Annotated in this window: 16 protein-coding genes; 15 read left to right on the top strand and 1 reads right to left on the bottom strand. The window is 55.1% G+C overall.

The window, feature by feature from the left end; translation table 11 throughout:
* Nucleotides 1–668: hypothetical protein (locus tag GAP13_RS04520; RefSeq protein WP_503473371.1), on the bottom strand; the 668-nt coding region annotated here is incomplete at its 3' end.
* Nucleotides 669–852: 184 nt separating this feature from the next.
* Between GAP13_RS04520 and GAP13_RS04515 the strand changes: the two genes are divergently transcribed.
* The 15 genes from GAP13_RS04515 to GAP13_RS04445 all read left to right on the top strand — a co-directional run bounded on the left by GAP13_RS04515 (nt 853) and on the right by GAP13_RS04445 (nt 19,484).
* A complete protein-coding gene (locus GAP13_RS04515; protein WP_158906630.1) occupies nt 853–2,130 on the top strand; it encodes an ABC transporter substrate-binding protein in 1,278 nt (425 codons plus the stop codon).
* An 84-nt stretch (nt 2,131–2,214) separates the two neighbouring features.
* Complete coding sequence (locus GAP13_RS04510) at nt 2,215–3,195, top strand: carbohydrate ABC transporter permease (protein ID WP_158906628.1); 981 nt, start codon at nt 2,215–2,217, stop codon at nt 3,193–3,195.
* Nucleotides 3,188–4,045, top strand: coding sequence for a carbohydrate ABC transporter permease (locus GAP13_RS04505; RefSeq protein WP_158906626.1), 858 nt, complete (start codon nt 3,188–3,190; stop codon nt 4,043–4,045). Before GAP13_RS04510 ends, GAP13_RS04505 begins: the two co-directional genes overlap by 8 nt.
* A 22-nt stretch (nt 4,046–4,067) precedes the next feature.
* The gene (locus GAP13_RS04500) at nt 4,068–5,096 is read left to right on the top strand and encodes a LacI family DNA-binding transcriptional regulator (protein ID WP_158906624.1); all 1,029 of its coding nucleotides are present in this window, start codon (nt 4,068–4,070) and stop codon (nt 5,094–5,096) included.
* A 3-nt stretch (nt 5,097–5,099) separates the two neighbouring features.
* Nucleotides 5,100–8,048 (top strand): beta-phosphoglucomutase, encoded by a 2,949-nt coding sequence (pgmB, locus tag GAP13_RS04495; protein WP_158906622.1) that lies wholly within the window; start codon nt 5,100–5,102, stop codon nt 8,046–8,048.
* Nucleotides 8,049–8,079: 31 nt separating this feature from the next.
* Complete coding sequence (locus GAP13_RS04490) at nt 8,080–9,780, top strand: amylo-alpha-1,6-glucosidase (protein ID WP_158906620.1); 1,701 nt, start codon at nt 8,080–8,082, stop codon at nt 9,778–9,780.
* Between the two features lie 160 nt (nt 9,781–9,940).
* Entirely contained in the window at nt 9,941–11,143 is a 1,203-nt protein-coding gene (locus GAP13_RS04485; protein WP_158906619.1) for a BMP family lipoprotein, read from the top strand.
* 107 nt (nt 11,144–11,250) lie between these two features.
* Nucleotides 11,251–12,750 carry an ABC transporter ATP-binding protein gene (locus GAP13_RS04480; RefSeq protein ID WP_158906618.1) on the top strand — a complete coding sequence of 500 codons (1,500 nt, stop codon included), beginning with the start codon at nt 11,251–11,253 and terminating at the stop codon, nt 12,748–12,750.
* Nucleotides 12,743–13,795 (top strand): ABC transporter permease, encoded by a 1,053-nt coding sequence (locus tag GAP13_RS04475; protein ID WP_158906617.1) that lies wholly within the window; start codon nt 12,743–12,745, stop codon nt 13,793–13,795. Before GAP13_RS04480 ends, GAP13_RS04475 begins: the two co-directional genes overlap by 8 nt.
* Nucleotides 13,792–14,790 (top strand): ABC transporter permease, encoded by a 999-nt coding sequence (locus tag GAP13_RS04470; protein WP_158906615.1) that lies wholly within the window; start codon nt 13,792–13,794, stop codon nt 14,788–14,790. The genes GAP13_RS04475 and GAP13_RS04470 overlap by 4 nt, the downstream gene beginning before the upstream one ends.
* A 124-nt stretch (nt 14,791–14,914) precedes the next feature.
* Nucleotides 14,915–16,066 carry an ABC transporter substrate-binding protein gene (locus GAP13_RS04465; RefSeq protein ID WP_158906613.1) on the top strand — a complete coding sequence of 384 codons (1,152 nt, stop codon included), beginning with the start codon at nt 14,915–14,917 and terminating at the stop codon, nt 16,064–16,066.
* Between the two features lie 100 nt (nt 16,067–16,166).
* Nucleotides 16,167–17,045, top strand: coding sequence for a branched-chain amino acid ABC transporter permease (locus tag GAP13_RS04460; RefSeq protein WP_158906611.1), 879 nt, complete (start codon nt 16,167–16,169; stop codon nt 17,043–17,045).
* Between the two features lie 9 nt (nt 17,046–17,054).
* Entirely contained in the window at nt 17,055–17,987 is a 933-nt protein-coding gene (locus GAP13_RS04455; protein WP_158906609.1) for a branched-chain amino acid ABC transporter permease, read from the top strand.
* Nucleotides 17,988–17,989: 2 nt separating this feature from the next.
* Nucleotides 17,990–18,772, top strand: coding sequence for an ABC transporter ATP-binding protein (locus GAP13_RS04450; RefSeq protein ID WP_158906607.1), 783 nt, complete (start codon nt 17,990–17,992; stop codon nt 18,770–18,772).
* Complete coding sequence (locus tag GAP13_RS04445) at nt 18,765–19,484, top strand: ABC transporter ATP-binding protein (protein ID WP_158906605.1); 720 nt, start codon at nt 18,765–18,767, stop codon at nt 19,482–19,484. Before GAP13_RS04450 ends, GAP13_RS04445 begins: the two co-directional genes overlap by 8 nt.
* The last annotated feature ends 2 nt before the right edge of the window (nt 19,485–19,486 follow it).

Raw genomic sequence — 19,486 nt, 5'->3', positions numbered from 1 at the left:
GCTCTGCGATATTCCTTTTTTTCGTCGGTGATGAGGATGAGAGGCTGCCAAAGCTGGGGCATGCGTTCCTGGGCAAGGCGATCGAGGAGCTCCCGGAATGAGCGTTCGATGCTTCGAGGCTCAAAGGTACACGCACGATAGAGCAGGGACATTCTATGCTTTTGAGCCTTGGTGGTGTTGCCGGAACGGCGCAGGGTGGCATGGGTCGCGGCAAGGAAGAATTGAGAATCGGCGGTGACGGCGAGGGTGATGTTGTTGGGGAAGTACTGAGAGACATCGAAGGAGACAAAGCCATCGATGCAGACGGATTCGTGGGGATTGGCATGGGGACGGAGCAGGCTCTGGAGTGCGATGGCTTGACGGGCGAGTCGGTCGATACGGTTCTGGATGGTGCCGCACGAAGCAGAGAAGAATCGTGAGAGTGCGCGAATGCTCATGGAAGAGCTGAGCAGGGTTTCGATCTGGGGATAGGCGAGTTTGCGCTTGGCGAAGTAATCGAGGCTGAAGGTCTGGGTAGAGAAGTACTTGCCGCAGAAGCTGCAGCGGAAGCGGTGGACCTTGCCGAAGGTTTTGGTTACATAGAACCCTGCGGCGACGAACCAGCGTTCTTTCGGTGCGTGCTGGTGATACGCACAAGCCGGGTTTGGGCAAAAATGAAAATGATGCATGAAGACCTCCTCTCTTTATAGACGCAAGGAAAGAGGCCTTCACTTCAAATTCATATGCAGGGTTCGTGACACTATAAACGCCTTGTGCCTCCTTCAAAAATAACTTGCCAGAATTGAAAAGTGGGTTTATGATGTAACTAAAGCGTGTTAGTAACGCTATTCAATTCTCGAAGGAGGTTTTTCAATGAAAAAAAACCTGGCTATTGTCGCTGTATTGATGCTTTGCGGCGCGATGCTCTTCGCAGCGCCCGCAAAGAAAATCACGGTACTCGGCGTCTGGGGCGGACAGGAACTGGACGTCTTCAATGCCATGTGCAAGGCCTTTACCGACAAAACTGGCATCCAGGTCGATTTCGAAGGGACGCGCGATCTCGACGCGGTCATTACTACGCGTGTCGAAGCCGGAAACCCGCCTGATGTGGCTGGTCTCACCGGGCCAGGGAAGATGATTGAGCTCGCGAACAAGGGCAAGCTTGCCGACCTTTCCAAAATCCTGGACATGAACGCGTTTTCAAAGAACTATGCGCAGGGCTGGAAGGATCTGGGCAGCGTCAATGGCAAGCTCTACGGCATTTTTATGAAAGCCGCCGTCAAAGGGCTCGTCTGGTACAACCCGAAAGCGATGAAGGCTGCCGGACTCGAAGAGCCGAAGAACGGCTGGACATGGGATGACATGCTGGCCGCAAGCGCAAAAATCCAGGCCATGGGCAAGACACCATGGGCGGTTGGTATCGAAAGCGGCTCGGCTTCCGGCTGGGTAGGGACCGACTGGATCGAGAACATATTCCTCAGGCAGAACGGGCCTCAGATGTACAAGGACTGGTATGAGGGCAAGGTTTCCTGGACCAGCCCCGAGATGAAAAAAGCCTGGCAGACCTTCGGACAGATTGTGGCCGATCCCAAGATGGCCTATGGCGGAGCAGCCTATATCAACTCGACCAATTTCGGCAACGCCGCCGCGCCGCTCTTCCAGGAACCCCCGCAAGCCTATTTCCATATGCAGGCAAGCTTCATCCAGAGCTTTATCATGAACCAGTTCCCGAACGCCAAACCGGTCACCGATTTCAACTTTGTAGGATTCCCTTCCATAAATACCAAGTACTCGAAGGCGATGGAGGTGGCTGCGGACCTCTTCGTGGCATTCAGGTCCACGCCTGAAGTGAAAGAGTTCATGAACTACATCGCCAGCGCGGAAGCCCAGGCATTCTGGGCGGCGGGCACGGGCGGCCTCGGCACCAACAGGAATGTAGCCCTCACATTCTACCCCGATGCGCTCACCAAAAGAGCGGCTTCCTTGCTCAACGATACCGAAATTGTGGTATTCGATGCTTCCGACATGATGAAGCCAGAAATGAACAATGCATTCTGGTCAGCAGTCGTGAGTTATGTGAACAAGCCTTCCGACCTGGACTCCATCCTTGCGAACCTCGAGAAAGTCCGCAAAGATGCATACAAGAACTGATCCCGGCCTTTTGATTCCGTAATTGCGTTCTCCTGCGCGGCCTTGCCCGCAGGAGAACGTTTCAATATTGCCCAGGGAGGGAACATGAATTCACAGACGATTCTGATGCTCGCTATGGCGGTTCTAGGCGTACCGCTTCTGCTTGTCGGCTACATAACCCTCTCCGAGCGGCTGCTGGGCAGTGCTGCGCACAAAAGAAGCTCGTCTGTGCGGGCGATTTTCTGGATTGCGCCTGCGGTTGTCCTGCTGGTGGTATTCCTCGTCTACCCGATCATCACGACAATCATCCTGAGCCTGAAGGATGCGGCATCGAGGGGCTATGTGGGGCTTGCGAACTACAAATATGTCTTCACGGACCGGAACATGCTCCTCGTGCTGCGCAACAACCTGTTGTGGCTCGTGCTGTTCACGCTGGTGACACTGACCTTTGGACTGCTCATCGCGCTGCTCGCCGACAGGGTCAAATATGAAGCGGTCGCGAAATCGATCGTGTTCCTGCCGATGGCAATTTCCTTTGTCGCGGCGGGCATCATCTGGAAATTCATGTATGATTTCCAGCCTGCCGGAGCGCCGCAGATTGGAACGGTCAACGCCGTCCTCTCTGCGGTCATCCCGGGTTACCAGCCGCAGGCCTGGCTTTTCAATACAGCCACCAACAATATTGCCCTCATTGTTGTCGGCATATGGATGTGGACAGGTTTTGCCATGGTCATTCTGTCGGCGGGCATCAAGGGCATTCCGACGGATGTGCTGGAAGCCGCCAGGATCGACGGAGCCAATGAATTCCAGATATTCCGGTTCGTCACGATGCCGCTCCTTGCGCCCACCATTACTGTTGTCGCAACCACCCTCATCATCGACGTGCTGAAGATATTCGACATTGTCTATGTGATGACCAATGGCAATCTCAACACGGAAGTCATCGCAAACCGCATGTACAAGGAAATGTTCAACTACCACAACTATGGAAGAGCAAGCGCTATCGCCGTCATTCTGCTTGTAGCGATAATCCCCGTCATGATCATGAATATCAAGCGTTTCAGGCAGGGAGGAGCCAATGCATAAACATACTTCCTCCAAGCGTCCATTGTCCCGCTTCATTCTGCACCTTATCCTGATTGTCATCTGTGCTGGATGGCTTGTTCCCTCGCTGGGGCTTCTGGTTTCGTCATTCAGACCGCGCAATCTCATTTCGACCACGGGATGGTGGACGGCATTGCTGCCGCCTTTCAAGTTCACGTTGTCGAACTACGCATATGTGCTGACACGAGGACATATGGGCATTTCGTTCATCAACAGCCTTATCATTGCCATTCCCTCCACGGTCATGCCCATTTTGATCGCGGCGTTCGCGGCCTATGCCTTCGCCTGGATGCGCTTTCCATTCAAGGAGACGATTTTCCTGGTGATCATCGGCCTTCTGGTCGTGCCGCTCCAGCTGACCCTTATTCCGGTACTCAAGCTGTTCAATGCGCTCGGCATGACCGGGAGCTTTGTCGCAATATGGCTGGCTCATACGGGCTATGGTTTGCCCTTTGCCATTTATCTGCTGCGCAACTTCATGCAGGACCTGCCCGGCTCCGTGCTGGAATCAGCATATCTTGACGGTGCGACACATCCGCAGATTTTCTTCAGGCTCATCATCCCCATGTCAGTACCTGCAATCGCCTCGCTTGCCATATTCCAGTTCATGTGGGTATGGAACGATCTTCTGATCGCACTCATCTATCTAGGTGGAACACAGGCGGTTGCGCCAATGACAGTGACCATGAGCAATATGGTAAATTCATATGGTGGAGGGTGGGAATACCTTACCGCGGCAGCTTTCATCTCAATGCTTTTGCCGATGCTTGTTTTCTTTACCCTCCAGAAATATTTTGTACGAGGAATACTCGCAGGATCGGTCAAAGGCTAACACGGAAAGGACGAGCCAGCAAATGGGCAACAGAAAGCGCAAATCCATATCTCAGGAAGAAATAGCAAGAATTGCCGGCGTTTCCCGGACAACGGTTTCCTTTGTGCTGAACAATACGAGGGGCAAGAGCATAAGCGAAGAGACACGCCAGCGCGTCATCGTGGCAGCAAAGGAATTCGGCTATATGCCGGACATGTCGGCGGTCGAGACTGCCACAAGCCGCGATGGCTCGATCTGCCTCATAGTCTGCCACTCAGAGTCGGCATTTTCGGATGCCTATATCATGCGGCTCATCGAGGGCATGAGCCGGCCGATCCACAAGGAACGCTATGACCTGCGGGTTCTGCATTTCCGGGTGTCGCGCCATGATTATCTCGAAACAGCAAGAAAAGGCAGCTTCGATGGCGCAATTCTCCTCAACACCCATGCCGATGATCCGGGCATCGCGGAACTAGAAGCCTCGAATCTTCCTTTCGTGATCATTGGAGCGCTACCCGACAAAGGACTCATCCAGATCGATATCGACAACAGCGAGGCCGCGGCTGGCGTTGCCCGCTACCTGCTGTCGCTCGGCCATCGCAATATCGGTGTCATCGCGCATGCTCCGGAGACCTTTTTTGCGGTCAGGGCAAGGCTGGCGGGTTTCTGCGGGGAAATGCGCCGCAATGGCGTGGAGATGTGCGATTCCAACATACGTTTTGCCAATTTCACCGAGGAATCGGGATACGAAGCTGCCCGGGACCTCCTTTCCTCGAAACAGCCGCTCACCGCGATTTTCGGCACAAACGATGTGGTCGCGTACGGCATCATGCGGGCGGTGGAAGACGCGGGCCTCGCCATTCCGGACGATATTTCTGTCGTGGGTTTCGACGATGATTATCTGTCGCTCTACGCCAATCCGCCGCTGACCACTGTAACCCTGCCGGCGGAAGGCATAGGCAGAACTGCGGCAGAAACGCTTCTGCGCCTCATTCGGGGTGCCCCGGTCCATCGGGGACTGCGGCTTCTGCCGACAAACCTCACCATCAGGCAATCCTGCAGAAAGGTCTGACACATGGCTAGATGTATTGCCCAGACAAGCTTCGACCCCGCCAGGGCTGCGCTGTATGAGTCACTCTTCATGGTGGGAAACGGACATTTCGGAATCCGCGGTTCCGATGAAGAACGGCGCCATTCTGTCTACCGTGGGACGTTTATCAACGGATTCTTTGAAAAAAAGCCCATTCAGTACGGCGAATGGGCGTATGGCTATGCAAGGAACCACCAGACCATCCTCAACGTGATTGATGCTGCTTCCATCGAGCTCGAAGTCGATGGCTTGCCACTGGATTTTTCTTCGGGGCTGAAAACCTATGAGCGCTGTCTTGATCTCGATGCGGGGAAGCTCGTACGCAGGCTCGAGTGGGAAAGCCCTTCGGGAGTGCTTATCCGCGTGAACAGCGAGAGGCTTGCGTCCTTCGAGAAGGCGGAAATCGCAGCCATGCGGTACGAGGTAAGTCCTGATGCCGCGTGTTCCATCAAGCTTGTGTCATTCCTGGATGGCAGTGTAAGGAACCGGCCGGCAGAAGCAGGGGACCCCAGGGTTGGCTCGCACATCGACGCAAATCCGATTTCATGGTGCAAGGTGGAAGCGCGTGATGGAGCCCTTCTGCTTGCGGGCACCACCGTGCGCTCCGGCCTGGGGCTGGCTGTCGCGGTGCGGCATGTTGTGTCGTTTTCTGGATCGAGCATTCTGCGGGCCGAGCATTCCGCGGGCGGGGAAACACTTTTTTCATCGTATTGTGCGGATTGTGCAGGTGGTGAGCGCTTCCGCCTCGACAAGTTCGTCGCGGTGGTCAACGGCTCGGCGGATGCGATAAAGCGGCTTGCCGATGAGGCCCGCGCCGCGGCCGAAGATGCGGCAAATCGCGGCTACGACGAAATTGCCGCGCTGCAGGCTGACTATCTGCGTACATTCTGGGCTGGGGCAGACATACAGATACAGGGCGACCCAAAAATGGAGGAAGGCCTGCGCTTCAATATCTTCCACCTCCTGCAGTCCGCAGGCCGGGACGGCAGAACAAGCATAGCCGCGAAAGGTCTCTCCGGCGAAGGCTACGAGGGCCATTATTTCTGGGACACCGAAATATATGCCCTGCCGTTTTTTGACTATGAAGCTCCTGCTATAGCCCGGTCGCTCGTGCGCTACCGGATAGGTATCCTCGGGAAGGCGCGAGAGCGCGCCCGCGAGCTGTCTCTGCCGGGAGTACTCTTCCCCTGGAGAACCATCGACGGCGAAGAAACGAGCGCCTACTATCCTGCAGGTACCGCCCAGTTCCATATCGATGCGGATATTGCCTACGCACTCATGCGCTATGTGGAAGCGACAGGCGAGAGGGGCATCCTCTTGGAAGGAGGAGCTGAACTCCTGTTCGAAACGGCGCGGCTGTGGATGGGCCTCGGATTTTTCAATCCGCGCAAGGAGAAAAAATTCTGCATCCCCTGCGTCACAGGGCCTGACGAGTACACCGCCCTCGTGGACAACAACGCGTATACCAACCTCATGGCCGAATTCAACCTGCGGCATGCATGGAAAGTGGCGACCGAATTGCAGGATCAACATCCTGAAGAATTCAGCGCCCTCGCGGAGCGCATCGGGCTTTCTCCTTCGGAAATCGGCGAATGGCGCAAAGCCGCTGACATGATGTACCTCCCCTTCGACAAAGAAACCGGCATCGTTCCGCAGGACGACCAATTCATGGACAGGCCCGCTTGGAATCTGGCTGAAACGCCGCGCGAGCAATTTCCTCTCCTGCTCCATTACCACCCCCTCATGATCTACCGGAGGCAGGTGCTCAAACAGCCCGACACCGTGCTCGCCATGTTCCTCAGGCACGAGCGCTTCTCCCTGGCCGAAAAGATGCGGAATTTCCGCTTCTATGAACCTTTGACCACAGGCGATTCCTCGCTGTCCCACTGCATCCAAAGCGTCGCGGCCGCTGAATGCGGGGAAACCGGAAAAGCGTATGAATACTTCGCAAAGACGGCCCGCATGGACCTGGACGATGTCCATGGAAATTCACGCGACGGCGTGCATATAGCAGCCATGGCCGGAAGCTGGATATCGGTCGTATATGGATTTGCAGGCATGCGCGAAGGCAGGGACTGCCTGTCCTTCAGGCCGATGCTGCCGCCTGCATGGAAGCGGCTTGCGTTCTCGATTGGCTGGCGCGGCTCGAGGATCGCCTGCGAGTACACGGCCGAAACATCGACCTATTCTCTAGTATGGGGCACTGAAATCGATATCGAGCATGAAGGCAAGCGCTATCATCTTGCAAGCGGCGCGCCTGTTTGCATCGACGAACGCCCGAAGCCTCTCGTATGGATTTTCGACCTCGATGGTGTGATTGCCGATACGGCGGTGCTCCACACCCGCGCATGGATGCGGCTGGCGGACGAACTTGGCATTCCCTTCAGACCCGAAACTGGAGAGTTGGTGAAGGGTGTTTCGCGGATGGCGTCTCTTTGCATTGTCCTTGGCGACCATGCTGCCGAGTACGATGCGGAAAGCCTCGCAGAGCTTGCGGACCGCAAAAACTGCTATTACCGCGAACTTGTCGAGCATGTGGGTCCTAGCGATATCCTCCCGGGCATGGCGGACCTTCTTGCCTCGCTCAAGAACGATGGTCGAATGCTTGTCCTGGCCTCCGCCAGCCGCAACGCTCCCGCAATAATCAAGCAGCTCGGTCTCGAAGGCACATTCGACGGGATAGTCGATGCAGCAGCTGTCAGCATGCCCAAGCCCGACCCCGAGATTTTTATCAGGGCGGCCGAGATGGCCGGCGCAAGGCTCAAGGATTGCGTCGCGTTCGAGGACGCCCAGGCAGGCATCGACGCGATACGGGCCGCGGGCATTTTCTCGGTCGGCATCGGTACGAAGTTGGTGGGAGCCGATATCAGGTTCGATTCGACTTCGCTGGTGGACAGGAAGGCCATCGAGGACGCCTTCTATAAGCGTGGTTAAAAGCGTGGTGAGCACAGTCCATTTTGATGTGATGGACCTGCCGTTCAGCCGCAGGGGTTCCTGGCTTGCCATTTCGTGGATAAAGGCCTCGGACCCCACAAGGCATGTCCCCGAAGGCCTCTATCTGCGCACTGTCAGGGATCGCGGCGACTACCAGCAGCTTTTCAGGATCGACCTGCCTGCGGACGGCGGCCGTGAAATACGGGCGGAGGCTAGCCCAAGCATCATGCATCTCTTTCCAGGCGGGACGAAAAGCGAGCGCAGTGGGGTTGTCGATGTCTGTATACCGACCACTTCCTCCGTCCGATTCAGGGGCAGGGGGACCTTGCTCAGGCTTTCGTCCATCCCTGGCCCCGAGCTTTCGTACGCGATTCCGCGGGGCGAAGGCAGCTGGATTGTCAACATGCTGGGTGCGGGTTTGCGGCTCATGTTGACACCCTTGCGCGGAAAGCTCCATGTCGATGCTCCGTGGCAGGCACAAGGCAGCCAGCCCATGCGTTTCGAAATGCACCCCGATATTGCAGGCGAGTTCGATATTGTTATCGAAGAATTTGCGCAAGCCTTGACTCCCAAGAGGTTGCATCCACCTTTCGAGGATGAGGCAGCCGCGGTCGAGGCTGATTTTCTTGCATTTGCCGCTCGGCACGGGGGAGAGGGGCCTTTTTCGGAGACTGCGGATATTGCGCGCTACATTCTTTGGTCCTGCATAGTAAACCCTGAAGGCGCCATCACCCGGCCGACCGTGCTCGCGACCAAAGACAGGCTTACTGGTATCTGGAGCTGGGACCATTGTTTTACCGCTCTGGCGCTCTGCCCCGGCGACCCAGCCTTGGCATGGAACCAGATCATGACGATTTTCGATCACCAGGACGAGTTCGGCGCACTCCCCGACGCGGTGTTTGACCGCCGCGTGGTGCAGAATTTCACAAAACCGCCTGTCCATGGCTGGGCTATTGGCAGAATGCTCAAGCTCGGATGCCTCGACAGGGCAATGAAGGAAGAAGCATACTTACATCTGGCACGCTGGACTGATTTCTGGTTTTCATATAGGGACTATGATGGCGACGGCGTACCGCAATACGATCATGGCAACGACTCAGGGTGGGATAACGCTTCTCCCTTTATATTTAGGCCGCCCTTAGAGGCGCCTGATCTTGCGACCTTTCTCATCCTACAGATGGATACTCTTGCAGTGCTTGCGGACGAGTTAGAAAGGTCGAAAGAAGCCATCGCCTGGCGAGAAAAATCGACGGCTTTTCTGCGCCTTGCGACATCCCATCTCACTCGCCGAGGCAGGATGGGCTTTGTCGCTTCAGGCACTCACGAGGAAATTCCCAATGAGTCATTGCTGCCCTACCTGCAGCTTCTCCTTGGCAATCGCTTGACAGAATCAACCCGCACATCCTTGTTGAAGTCGCTCGAAGAGGAAGGGTACATCACACAATGGGGCATCGCCACGGAGTCGACATTGAGCCAGAACTATTCCAGTGATGGTTACTGGCTGGGCCCAATCTGGGCTCCATCGACGTTCCTCATGGTCGACGCGCTTTTCCGCTCCGGAGAAAATAACCTTGCAAAGGAGATCGGCTCGCGGTTTCTCGATCTCGTCGAGACTTCGGGCTTTGCCGAAAATTTCGATGCCATAACAGGGGCACCATTGCGAGATCGCGCGTTTGCATGGACAGCTAGCACCTATCTCATTCTCGCGCGCGACATCAGCGCTCGCCCTTGATGAAACCAGCCATTCAACCAAAATCAACTTGCCCGCTCGCCCTCTCTTCCCCGCGCGAAAAACGGGCCAAAGGTCGCTTTCAACCTTGACAGCGCAGCAACCTCATGAAAAAATCAAGCTGTCCGGCGTTGCCGGAAAAGTATTGATAAGGAGAAGAAAAATGCGGAACATTTCCAGGTTTTTCTTGCTGATGCTAATTGCTATAGTCGCGGGTTCTGCCGCTTTTGCCCAGAGCGCACCTCCTGCTGCTGGACCCAACCTCACCATCGGACTTGTGATGGTCGGCCCTTACAACGACCATGGATGGAGCCAGGCTAATTATGATGGTGTGCAATATGTTCTCGCAAAGGTTCCCGGCACCAAACTTGTGTATATCGACAAGGCGAATTCGGCGGACCGCCCCGGAACCACGGTATCCCAGCTCGGCGAGAGCCTTGTCGCCCAGGGCGCAAAGCTCGTGATATTCAGCTCGGACGATATGACCGACGAGGCAATCAAGTTCGCCCAGGACCACAAGGACATTTTCGTCATCCTCACCTCAGGCTCCCAGCAGTGGAAGGAAGGCAAGGACTACAAGCCGCTTCCGAACATGATCAATATCATGGGCCGAATGGAGTACATGAAGATGGTCGCCGGCGTCGCCGCAGCCATGACCACCAAAACCGGCAAGATCGGCTTTCTGGGCCCCCTTATCAATGACGAAACCCGCCGGCTCGCGGCTTCCGCATATCTTGGTGCCCGTTATGCCTGGGTGAACTATCTCAAGAAGGATCCCGCCAAGCTTACTTTCAAGGTCACCTGGATTGGGTTCTGGTTCAATATCCCTGGCGTCACCTCGGATCCGACACAGGTTGCCGATGATTTCTTTAACTCCGGTTTCGATGTCGTCATCTCTGGCATCGATACGACGGAAGCTGTAGCCGAGGCTGCCAAATACACCGCCCAGGGCAAGCAGGTTTGGGCAATCCCCTACGATTACTCCAAAGCTATCGATGAGGGCAAAGGCGTTTCGCTCGGAGTGCCCTACTTCAACTGGGGCCCCGCCTATGCCAACGCGGCAAAGGCTGCAATGAACGGAACCTGGAAGAACCACTTTGAGTGGAATGGCCCAGACTGGAAGAATATCAACAATCCTGACACTTCGGCTGTGGGCTTCAACAAAGGCACTCTGTCCAAAGAAGCTTCCGCAGCGATCGACAAGTTCATCGACGAGCTAGGGAAAGGCCTCAACCTGTGGACAGGCCCCTTGAATTACCAAGACGGGAGCGTTTTCCTGAAAAAGGGAGAAAAAGCCACCGACCAGCAGATCTGGTATCTCCCGCAGCTTCTGCAGGGTATGGAAGGCCAGTCGGTCTCCAAGTAAGGCAGCTACAACACGCCTCTTGTACATCATAAACGGAGGCGCGGAGAAGCCGAAAAGCACTCTCCGCGCCTCCGTCGCATATGGAAAGAGGCAGAAAGAAGGTCGCGATGCACATTGAGTTGCGTGGAATAACCAAGTGTTTTGGCGCTCTGCGCGCGAACGACAATATTTCCTTCGCTGTGCCTCCATCGAGCATCCATGGTATCCTCGGTGAGAACGGCGCGGGGAAAAGCACGCTCATGAAGATTCTGTCCGGCTTCTACAGCCCCGACTCCGGCGACATTCTGCTGGATGGCAAAAAAGTCAGGATTGCCTCGCCGGCAGACGCCATTCGGCACGGCATCGGGATGTTGCATCAGGATCCGCTTGATTTTCCGCCTCTCAAGGTTATTGATGATTTCATTCTCGGGAGCAAGGGAAACCTGATCCCAAACCACAAAAGCGCGACCAGAGAATTCAGGGAGCTTGCAGCCCGCTTTGGTTTTTCCATCGACCCCGAATCGTATGTGGACACGCTCACGGTGGGCGAACGCCAGCAGCTTGAAATCTTGCGCCTGTTATGGCTAGGAGCACGCGCACTCATCCTCGACGAACCGACAACCGGCATCAGCCTTCCGCAGAAGGAAAAACTGTTTGCGACGCTGAAGAAGCTTGCATCCGAAGGCATGACCATTCTCTTTGTTTCCCACAAACTCGAAGACGTCGAAGCGCTCTGCAACAAGGTTTCGGTCCTGCGGCAGGGCAAGCTTGTCGGCTCTGTGGATCCGCCTTTTGCAACCGGAGCTCTTGTCGAAATGATGTTTGGCAAGGAAATTGCGCTGGAACCCAAGGCACAGCTCCGGTTCGGCAGTAATGTGCTGCATATAAAGCATGTTGACCTTGAAGGCATCAGGATACAGATCAAAGGACTAGACCTGCAGGTGCGCGCGGGCGAGGTGATAGGCCTTGCGGGCATGGAAGGTTCGGGGCAGACGCTGTTTCTTGGTGCGTGTGCCGGGCTCGCGCAGCCCGTCGGAGGTTCCTTCTGTCTCGACGAAGACGAAAAGGATATGACAGGGCGGACCTATCACGAATTCCGAAAGCATGGCGTGGCCTACCTGCCTGCAGCGCGGCTTGAGCAGGCGCTTGTCCCCGGCCTCACGCTGACTGAGCACTTCATTCTCTCCGAAGGAATGAAAGGCCTTTTTATCGACCGCAAGAAGGCTGAAGCGCTCGCAAAAAGCCGAATTCAGGTGTTCAATATTAAAGGAAGGCCTGACAGCACGGTGGAATCTCTTTCGGGAGGCAACCAACAGCGGGCACTTCTCGCGCTCATGCGCGATCCTTTGAAGCTCATTCTGGTCGAACACCCGACGCGGGGCCTCGATATTGAATCGACAATCTATATCTGGAACAAGCTTAAGGAGCGCTGCGCCCGGGGGACTTCCATCATTTTCATCTCGGCCGATCTCGACGAAATTCTTAAGTACAGCGATCGTGTGCTGGTGTTTTTTGCAGGGCGCGTGAGCCCGCCGCTGGAGGCGAGCACGCTGAGCGTGGAGCGACTGGGCCGGCTTATCGGCGGCAAGGACTGGGAAACGCTCGAAACGGAGGCAGCCCATGCGTGACAGCCGTGCAACCCGCCTTCTTTTCAAGGTGGGTGCGATTCTCTTTGCGCTCATCGTAACAACCGGCGTGCTGTTTCTGGCAAAAGCGCAGCCGTTTGCCGCCTACAAATATATTACGCTCGGTGCGCTCGGCTCCTGGGATGTGGTGACGAACGTATTTGTATCGTGGGTGCCGCTGCTGCTCGCCACATCGGGGCTTCTTGTCACCTTCACGGTGGGGCTGTGGAACATCGGAATTGAGGGGCAGATTACGCTGGGGGCCATTTTTACCACATGGGCAATGCGCCTCCTGGAACACTCAGGATGGAATCCCACACTCATTCTGATGCTTGCGGTTCTTGCAGGCATGCTCGGCGGTGCGCTGTGGGCCATGCTGGCAGGCGCACTCAAGACTTTTGGCGGGGTGAACGAGATATTTGGCGGCCTTGGCCTCAATTTTGTGGCGACAGCCCTCAATATCTGGCTCATTTTCGGTCCGTGGAAAAGGCCAGGAGTTGCCTCCATGTCCGGGACAATTCCTTTTGACCGTTCCCTCTGGATGCCAATTGCCCAAGGTTCCTCAAGGCTTACGCCAGCAACGCTGGTGATGGCGATTGTCGGCATTCTCGTGGTGTACGCGATGATCGAAGGCACCTATTTCGGTCTCAGGCTCAAGGCTGTGGGCAAGAACGCGCGATCCGCGCACATTCTCGGTATTCCGACCTGGCAGTACATGATGTCCTCGTTTGCGGTCTGTGGCATTTTTGCCGGCGTTGCGGGAGCGGTGCAAGTGACAGCGGTCTATCATCGCCTCATTCCTTCGATTTCCTCTGGATATGGCTATCTGGGGCTCATGGTGGCCATGCTGGTCGGCTACCGGGCAAGCCTTGCCGCACCGGTGGCATTGTTCTTTGCTGCGCTCAATGTAGGATCGATCCAGCTGCCGATTGTTCTCAAGCTGGACTCCTCGCTCGCTGGCGTCCTCCAGGGGACCCTGGTGCTCTTTGTCGTTCTCGGCCAGGGAGTGCGCTCCCGGATTCTCAAGAAAACGAAGGTGAAATCATGAATAATTCTGCGCTTTTTGTGAGTCTTGGCGGTGTACTCGCTTCTGCCGCTCCTGTCCTTTTTGCCGTAATCGGCGAGACCATATCCGAACGAGCAGGTGTGCTCAACCTCTCGATGAACGGCATGATCCTTCTTTCCGCGATGGGGAGCTTTGCTGTAGCGCTTTCGACAGGAAGCGTGGTGCTCGGTTTTCTTGCAGGAGCTCTGATCGGCGCGCTCGTATCTCTTGTGGTCGTCTTTGCCAGCCTGACACTGCTTCAGTCCCAGGTAGCGGTCGGTTTTGTGCTTGCCTTGCTCTGCCGAGACCTTTCCTACTTTCTTGGCAGCCCAATCATGGGTCAGGTGGGCCCGCGCATCTCCCAGCTCCCCATTCCTGGACTCGAGCAGATACCTGTGCTTGGCACAATTCTTTTCCGGCAGGACATGATGACGTATCTTTCGTTTATCCTCGTCATTCTTGCATGGTTTTTTATATTCAAAACCAGGCCGGGTCTGACTCTGCGAGGCATCGGCGAGCGGCCCGCGGCGGCCTTCGTGCGCGGCGCCAATGTAAACCGTCTGAGGTATCTCTACGCGGTACTTGGCGGCGCAATTGCGGGTCTTGCCGGCCCGATTTATTCTCTATCGGTAAAGGCGGGCTGGAAAGGCACGATTTCAGGCCTTGACGGCATTGGCTGGATTGTCCTCTCCATAACGATTTTTGGCGGCTGGAAGCCCTTCCGGGCAGCATTCGGAGCATACCTCTTTGCGTTCCTGCAGTGGCTGGGCCTTGTGCTGCAGCCGAGCCTTCCCTCAGTACCCTCGCAAGTGCTCCAAGTGGCACCCTTTCCCCTCATGATCCTTACGTTGCTTTTTGTCAACATCGGCAATGCGGAATGGGTGGAGCGCAGCCTCGCGCGCTTGCCTGAGAATGTGCGGCGCGACATTGCTAAAGTCCTGCGCGCTATGAACGCCACACCCCCTGCGGCGCTCGGCGTGCCGTTCGAGAAAGAATAGTCACTGCATGCATGCCTGTCATCCACAAGCCATCGCTCGATATGCAAAAATCAGGCTTGTGATATCACCAAGTGCCGGCTATAATGAATAGAATTTTATCGCTCTTCCAAGGAGGAACTTGAGCATGAAGAAATTATTGTTTGCAGCGCTGGCTATCGCCCTTGTGCTGGCAGGCTGCAGCAGTGGCGGAAAATCCGATGTCATCAAAGTGGGCTGGCTTGGAGCGCTTACCGGTGATCAGGCGGTGTGGGGAGAAAATGAGCTGAACACCGTGAAAATGCTGTTCGAGGAATATAATGCGGCGGGCGGCATCGATGTCGGAGGCAAGAAATACAAGCTTGAGGTAATCGGCTATGACAATAAGGGCGATCCGCAGGAAGCGGTAAATGTAACAAAGCGCCTTACTGGCCAAGACAAAGTCGTCGCCATTATCGGTCCGAACTCATCCGGCAATGCCATTCCCATGGCACCGATACTCGAAAAGGCAAAAGTGCCCGATATCGCCACGGTTGCTACAAACCCAAAAGTCACCGTGCAGGACGGGAAAGTCAAACCGTATAACTTCCGTGTCTGCTTTATCGATCCGTACCAGGGCGCGGTCGCTGCAGGCTTTGCCTACGATAGGCTGGGCGCACGTACTGCGGCACTACTCTATGACGTGGGCGATGACTATTCTCAGGGCTTGCGCGAATTCTTCAAGCTGAATTTCGAGAAGAAGGGCGGCAAAATTGTCGCTGACGAATCCTTCAATTCCGGCGATGTCGATTTCCGGCCGCAGCTTTCCAAAATCAAGGCTGCCAATCCTGATGTCATCTTCATGCCGTATTTCTTCAAGGAAGTAGCACTCTCCGCCAACCAGGCACGAGACCTTGGCATCAAGCAGGTCTTGATGGGCGGCGATGGCTGGCCTTCGGATCAGCTTATTTCGATGGGCGGCAAGGCAGTCGAGGGTAGCTATTTTGTCAACCACCTCGATTATGCCGATCCCGCAGTACAGGATTTCAAAACCCGATACAAAGCAAAATACGGAAAAGAGACCGAGCTGAATGGCTTTTTGGCGCATGATGCAGTCCTGCTCCTCGTGGAAGGCTTGAAGAAAGCCGGCAAGGTGAATGGCGAAGCATTGGCCAAAGCTTTTGAAGGCATCGATGTGCAGGGCATTACGGGCCGAATCCACATCAGCCCCGAAACCCACAACCCCGAAGGCAAGGATGCCGCGATCATAAAGATCGTCGATGGGCAATACGTTTTCCAGGAAAAATACGCAGCCCAATAACGACTGAACAACTAGGCAACCAGCGGCAGCGCTGGTTGCCTTTTTTCTGCCATTTCAATAATGTTCGCATGTTTATGCATTCCAGTGCAAAGGAAGGGCTATGGTCCAATTCCTCCAGCAATTGATCAACGGGCTTTCGATCGGATCTGTGTATGCTCTTATGGCGGTTGGATATTCGCTGGTCTACTCGATCATGAATTTTTCGAACTTCGCGCATGGCGGCGTAATCATGCTGGGGGCGTACTTCGGCTTTTTCAGCCTGACGCTGCTGAAGCTCCCCTTTGTTGTGGCCTTTCTGCTTGCATCTGTCGGCACGCTCGCCGTTGCGATTATCGTCGAGCGCATCGCATACAAGCCGCTTCGTGAGCGAAAAGCTCCTTTTCTTTACTTTATCATTTCGGCGATGGGCGCATCTATTCTGCTCGAAAACATTGTCATAGCGACCATCGGGCCAACCTTTCGCACTTACCCTGAAGTATTCTCGAAAGTACCGATAACCCTGGGCCCTCTTGCAATAGGGCGGCTCGATCTCATCATTTTCGCTATATCAGCGGTGTGCCTTACGCTGCTGATTCTTTTTATCGAAAAGACAAAGATCGGCAAAGCGATTCAGGCTGCATCGTACAATGTGAAAGCATGCGCGCTCATGGGGGTCAACACTGACAGGGTGATTCTCACGGTGTTCGGGCTTGGGGGCTTTTTAGCTGGTGTCGCGGGCGTATTTTTCGGGATGAAGTACACCGTCTATCCGCAAATAGGGAATATCACCACGAAGTCGTTCATTGCGGCTGTATTTGGGGGCTTGGGGAGCTTGCCGGGCGCGGTGCTTGGTTCGGTAATTCTTGGTACAATCGAGACATTCGTTGCTGGCTATCTGTCGTCGCAATTCAGAGACCTCATCGCCTTTGTGATTCTGATTGCAGTGCTCGTTTTGCGGCCAACGGGCATCATGGGAAAAGTGACCGAGGACAAGGCATAGGGGGCGGGCATGAGCTGGACATATATTCAAGGCATTTTGATGCTCGCCGGCATCAACATGATTGCGGTGCTGGGTTTGAGCCTCCTCACAGGATTTACCGGGCTTTTTTCTTTCGGGCATGCGGGATTTATGGCGATTGGCGCGTATGTCGGTGCCTGGATTAGCGCCTCTCCTGCATCGACGCCTGCGGGGCTGGGGTTGCCCTTTATTCTGGCGATTGTGGGAGGCGGGGCTGCGGCCGGCATTGTGAGCTACTTCATAGGGAGAATAAGCCTGAATCTTAAGGGCGACTATTTCTGCATCGCGACCCTGGGTTTTGGTGAAGCAATTCGCCTCATTTTCAACAATGTGAATCGATTCGGCGGGGCGCGCGGCTGGCCGGGTGTTCCTGGGAGAAGCACCTTTCTTGTAATTCTGATTGCGGACGTGATCGCCATCCTGTTCCTGGCGAACCTCGTCAAGTCGCGGCATGGCCGAAATATGATTGCAGTGCGCGAGGAAGAACTCGCAGCGCAGATTGCGGGTATCAATGTGTTTCGCTACAAAATGATCTCGCTTATTATCAGTGCTGTCTATGCGGGCGTGGCTGGTGTGTTTTTCGCGCATTATATGACTTTTATCCAGCCCAAGATGTTCTCGCTCACCAAATCCACCGAGCTCACTATTATTGTAATTTTTGGCGGCCTGGGCTCTATTTCGGGATCGGTGCTGGGCGCGCTGGTGCTGACTGCGCTGCCGGAATTGCTGAGGGCTTTCGAGATTTGGCGCCTTGTGTTCTATGGAGCAGCGGTCATTCTCATAATGGTGTCGCGTCCGAAAGGCCTTATGGGCGGAATGGAACTCACTCCATCCGGGATCCGGAAGGTGCTTGCTGAACGGAATGCGCTCCGCGAGGCAAAGACAAAACTCCTCGCTGATGCACAAAGCGGAGAGGAGGACTGACAATGGCGCCCATACTCAGTATCCGGAACCTTACAAAGAAATTTGGCGGCCTCACTGCTGTGGGAGATGTGAGTTTCGATGTGCCGGAGGGCAGCATTGTCGGCCTTATCGGCCCGAACGGAGCAGGCAAGACCACTATTTTCAACCTGATCACCGGTGTCTACAAACCAACCTCGGGTACGATCGAGTTCAGGGAGAAGTCCATTCTTGGGCTTGAACCATACAGAATCGCGGACATGGGCATTACGCGGACATTCCAGAATATCCGCCTGTTCAAGAACCTGACGGTGTTTGAAAATGTGCTCACTGCCTGCCATATGAACGCAAGCTATTCATTCGCGGAAGCGATTTTGCGCTTGCCTCGTTTCCGGACGCAGGAAAAAGCGCTTGTCGCGAAAGCGGAAAACCTGCTCGAAATCATGGGGCTTATGGGCTATCGTGACCTTGTTGCAAACAATTTGCCCTATGGGCTGCAGCGCAGGCTTGAAATCGTGCGGGCACTGGCGCTCAATCCTGTGCTTCTTTTGCTCGATGAACCCGCTGCAGGTATGAATCCTGATGAGACAGAGCAGCTCATGCGCCTCATAGGGCGCATACGGAATGATTTTTCGCTGTCGGTGCTCGTGATCGAGCATCATATGGACCTCATTATGGGCGTGTGCGAGCATATTGTCGTGCTCAATTTTGGAGAGAAAATTGCTGAGGGAACTGCTGATGAGGTTTCCAGGAGTCCGCAGGTAATCGAAGCCTATTTGGGGACGAGTCTGGAGGCTGCCGATGCTTGAAGTACAGAATCTGCATGTGGCATATGGCGGAATCCGGGCTCTCAAAGGGGTTTCGCTTTCTGTGCAGAAGGGCGAAATCGTCACGATTATCGGCGCCAACGGGGCAGGCAAGTCTACGCTTTTAAATACCATTTCAGGGTTTCTGAAGCCGGTACGGGGTAGTGTTCTTTACAATGGCAGCGCTTTGCCCAGGCGGCCTGATTTGATCGTAAAATCAGGAATCTGTCATGTTCCTGAGGGGCGCCTTATTTTCGCAAACCTGAGCGTGCAGGACAACCTCATGCTTGGAGCATATCTGCGCAATGACAAGAAAGCGATTCAGGCTGACCTAGAGAAGGTGTTTGCCATTTTTCCGAGACTCAAGGAACGCGAAGAGCAGAGAGCAGGCACGCTTTCAGGCGGCGAACAGCAAATGCTTGCGATGGGGCGGGCTCTCATGACCAATGGTGAATTCATTCTGATGGATGAACCATCCTTGGGTCTGGCGCCCCTGCTGGTTCAGACAGTTTTCGAAATTATCGAGCGCTTCCGCAGCATGGGCAAGACGATTCTGCTTGTCGAACAGAATGCATTCAAGGCTCTGCAGGTTGCTGACCGCGCGTATATCCTCGAACAGGGGAAAATCGTAAAAGAAGGATCTGCGCGCGAGCTTGCACGCGATCCCGCAGTAAAAGAAGCCTACCTTGGCTCGCGGTCGCGAGGCGGGGGCTGACG

Source organism: Rectinema subterraneum (genome assembly GCA_009768935.1).
Lineage (GTDB): Bacteria > Spirochaetota > Spirochaetia > Treponematales > Rectinemataceae > Rectinema > Rectinema subterraneum.
The sequence above is the reverse complement of the archived record's forward strand: the minus strand, read 5'-3'. Positions and strand labels throughout refer to the sequence as shown.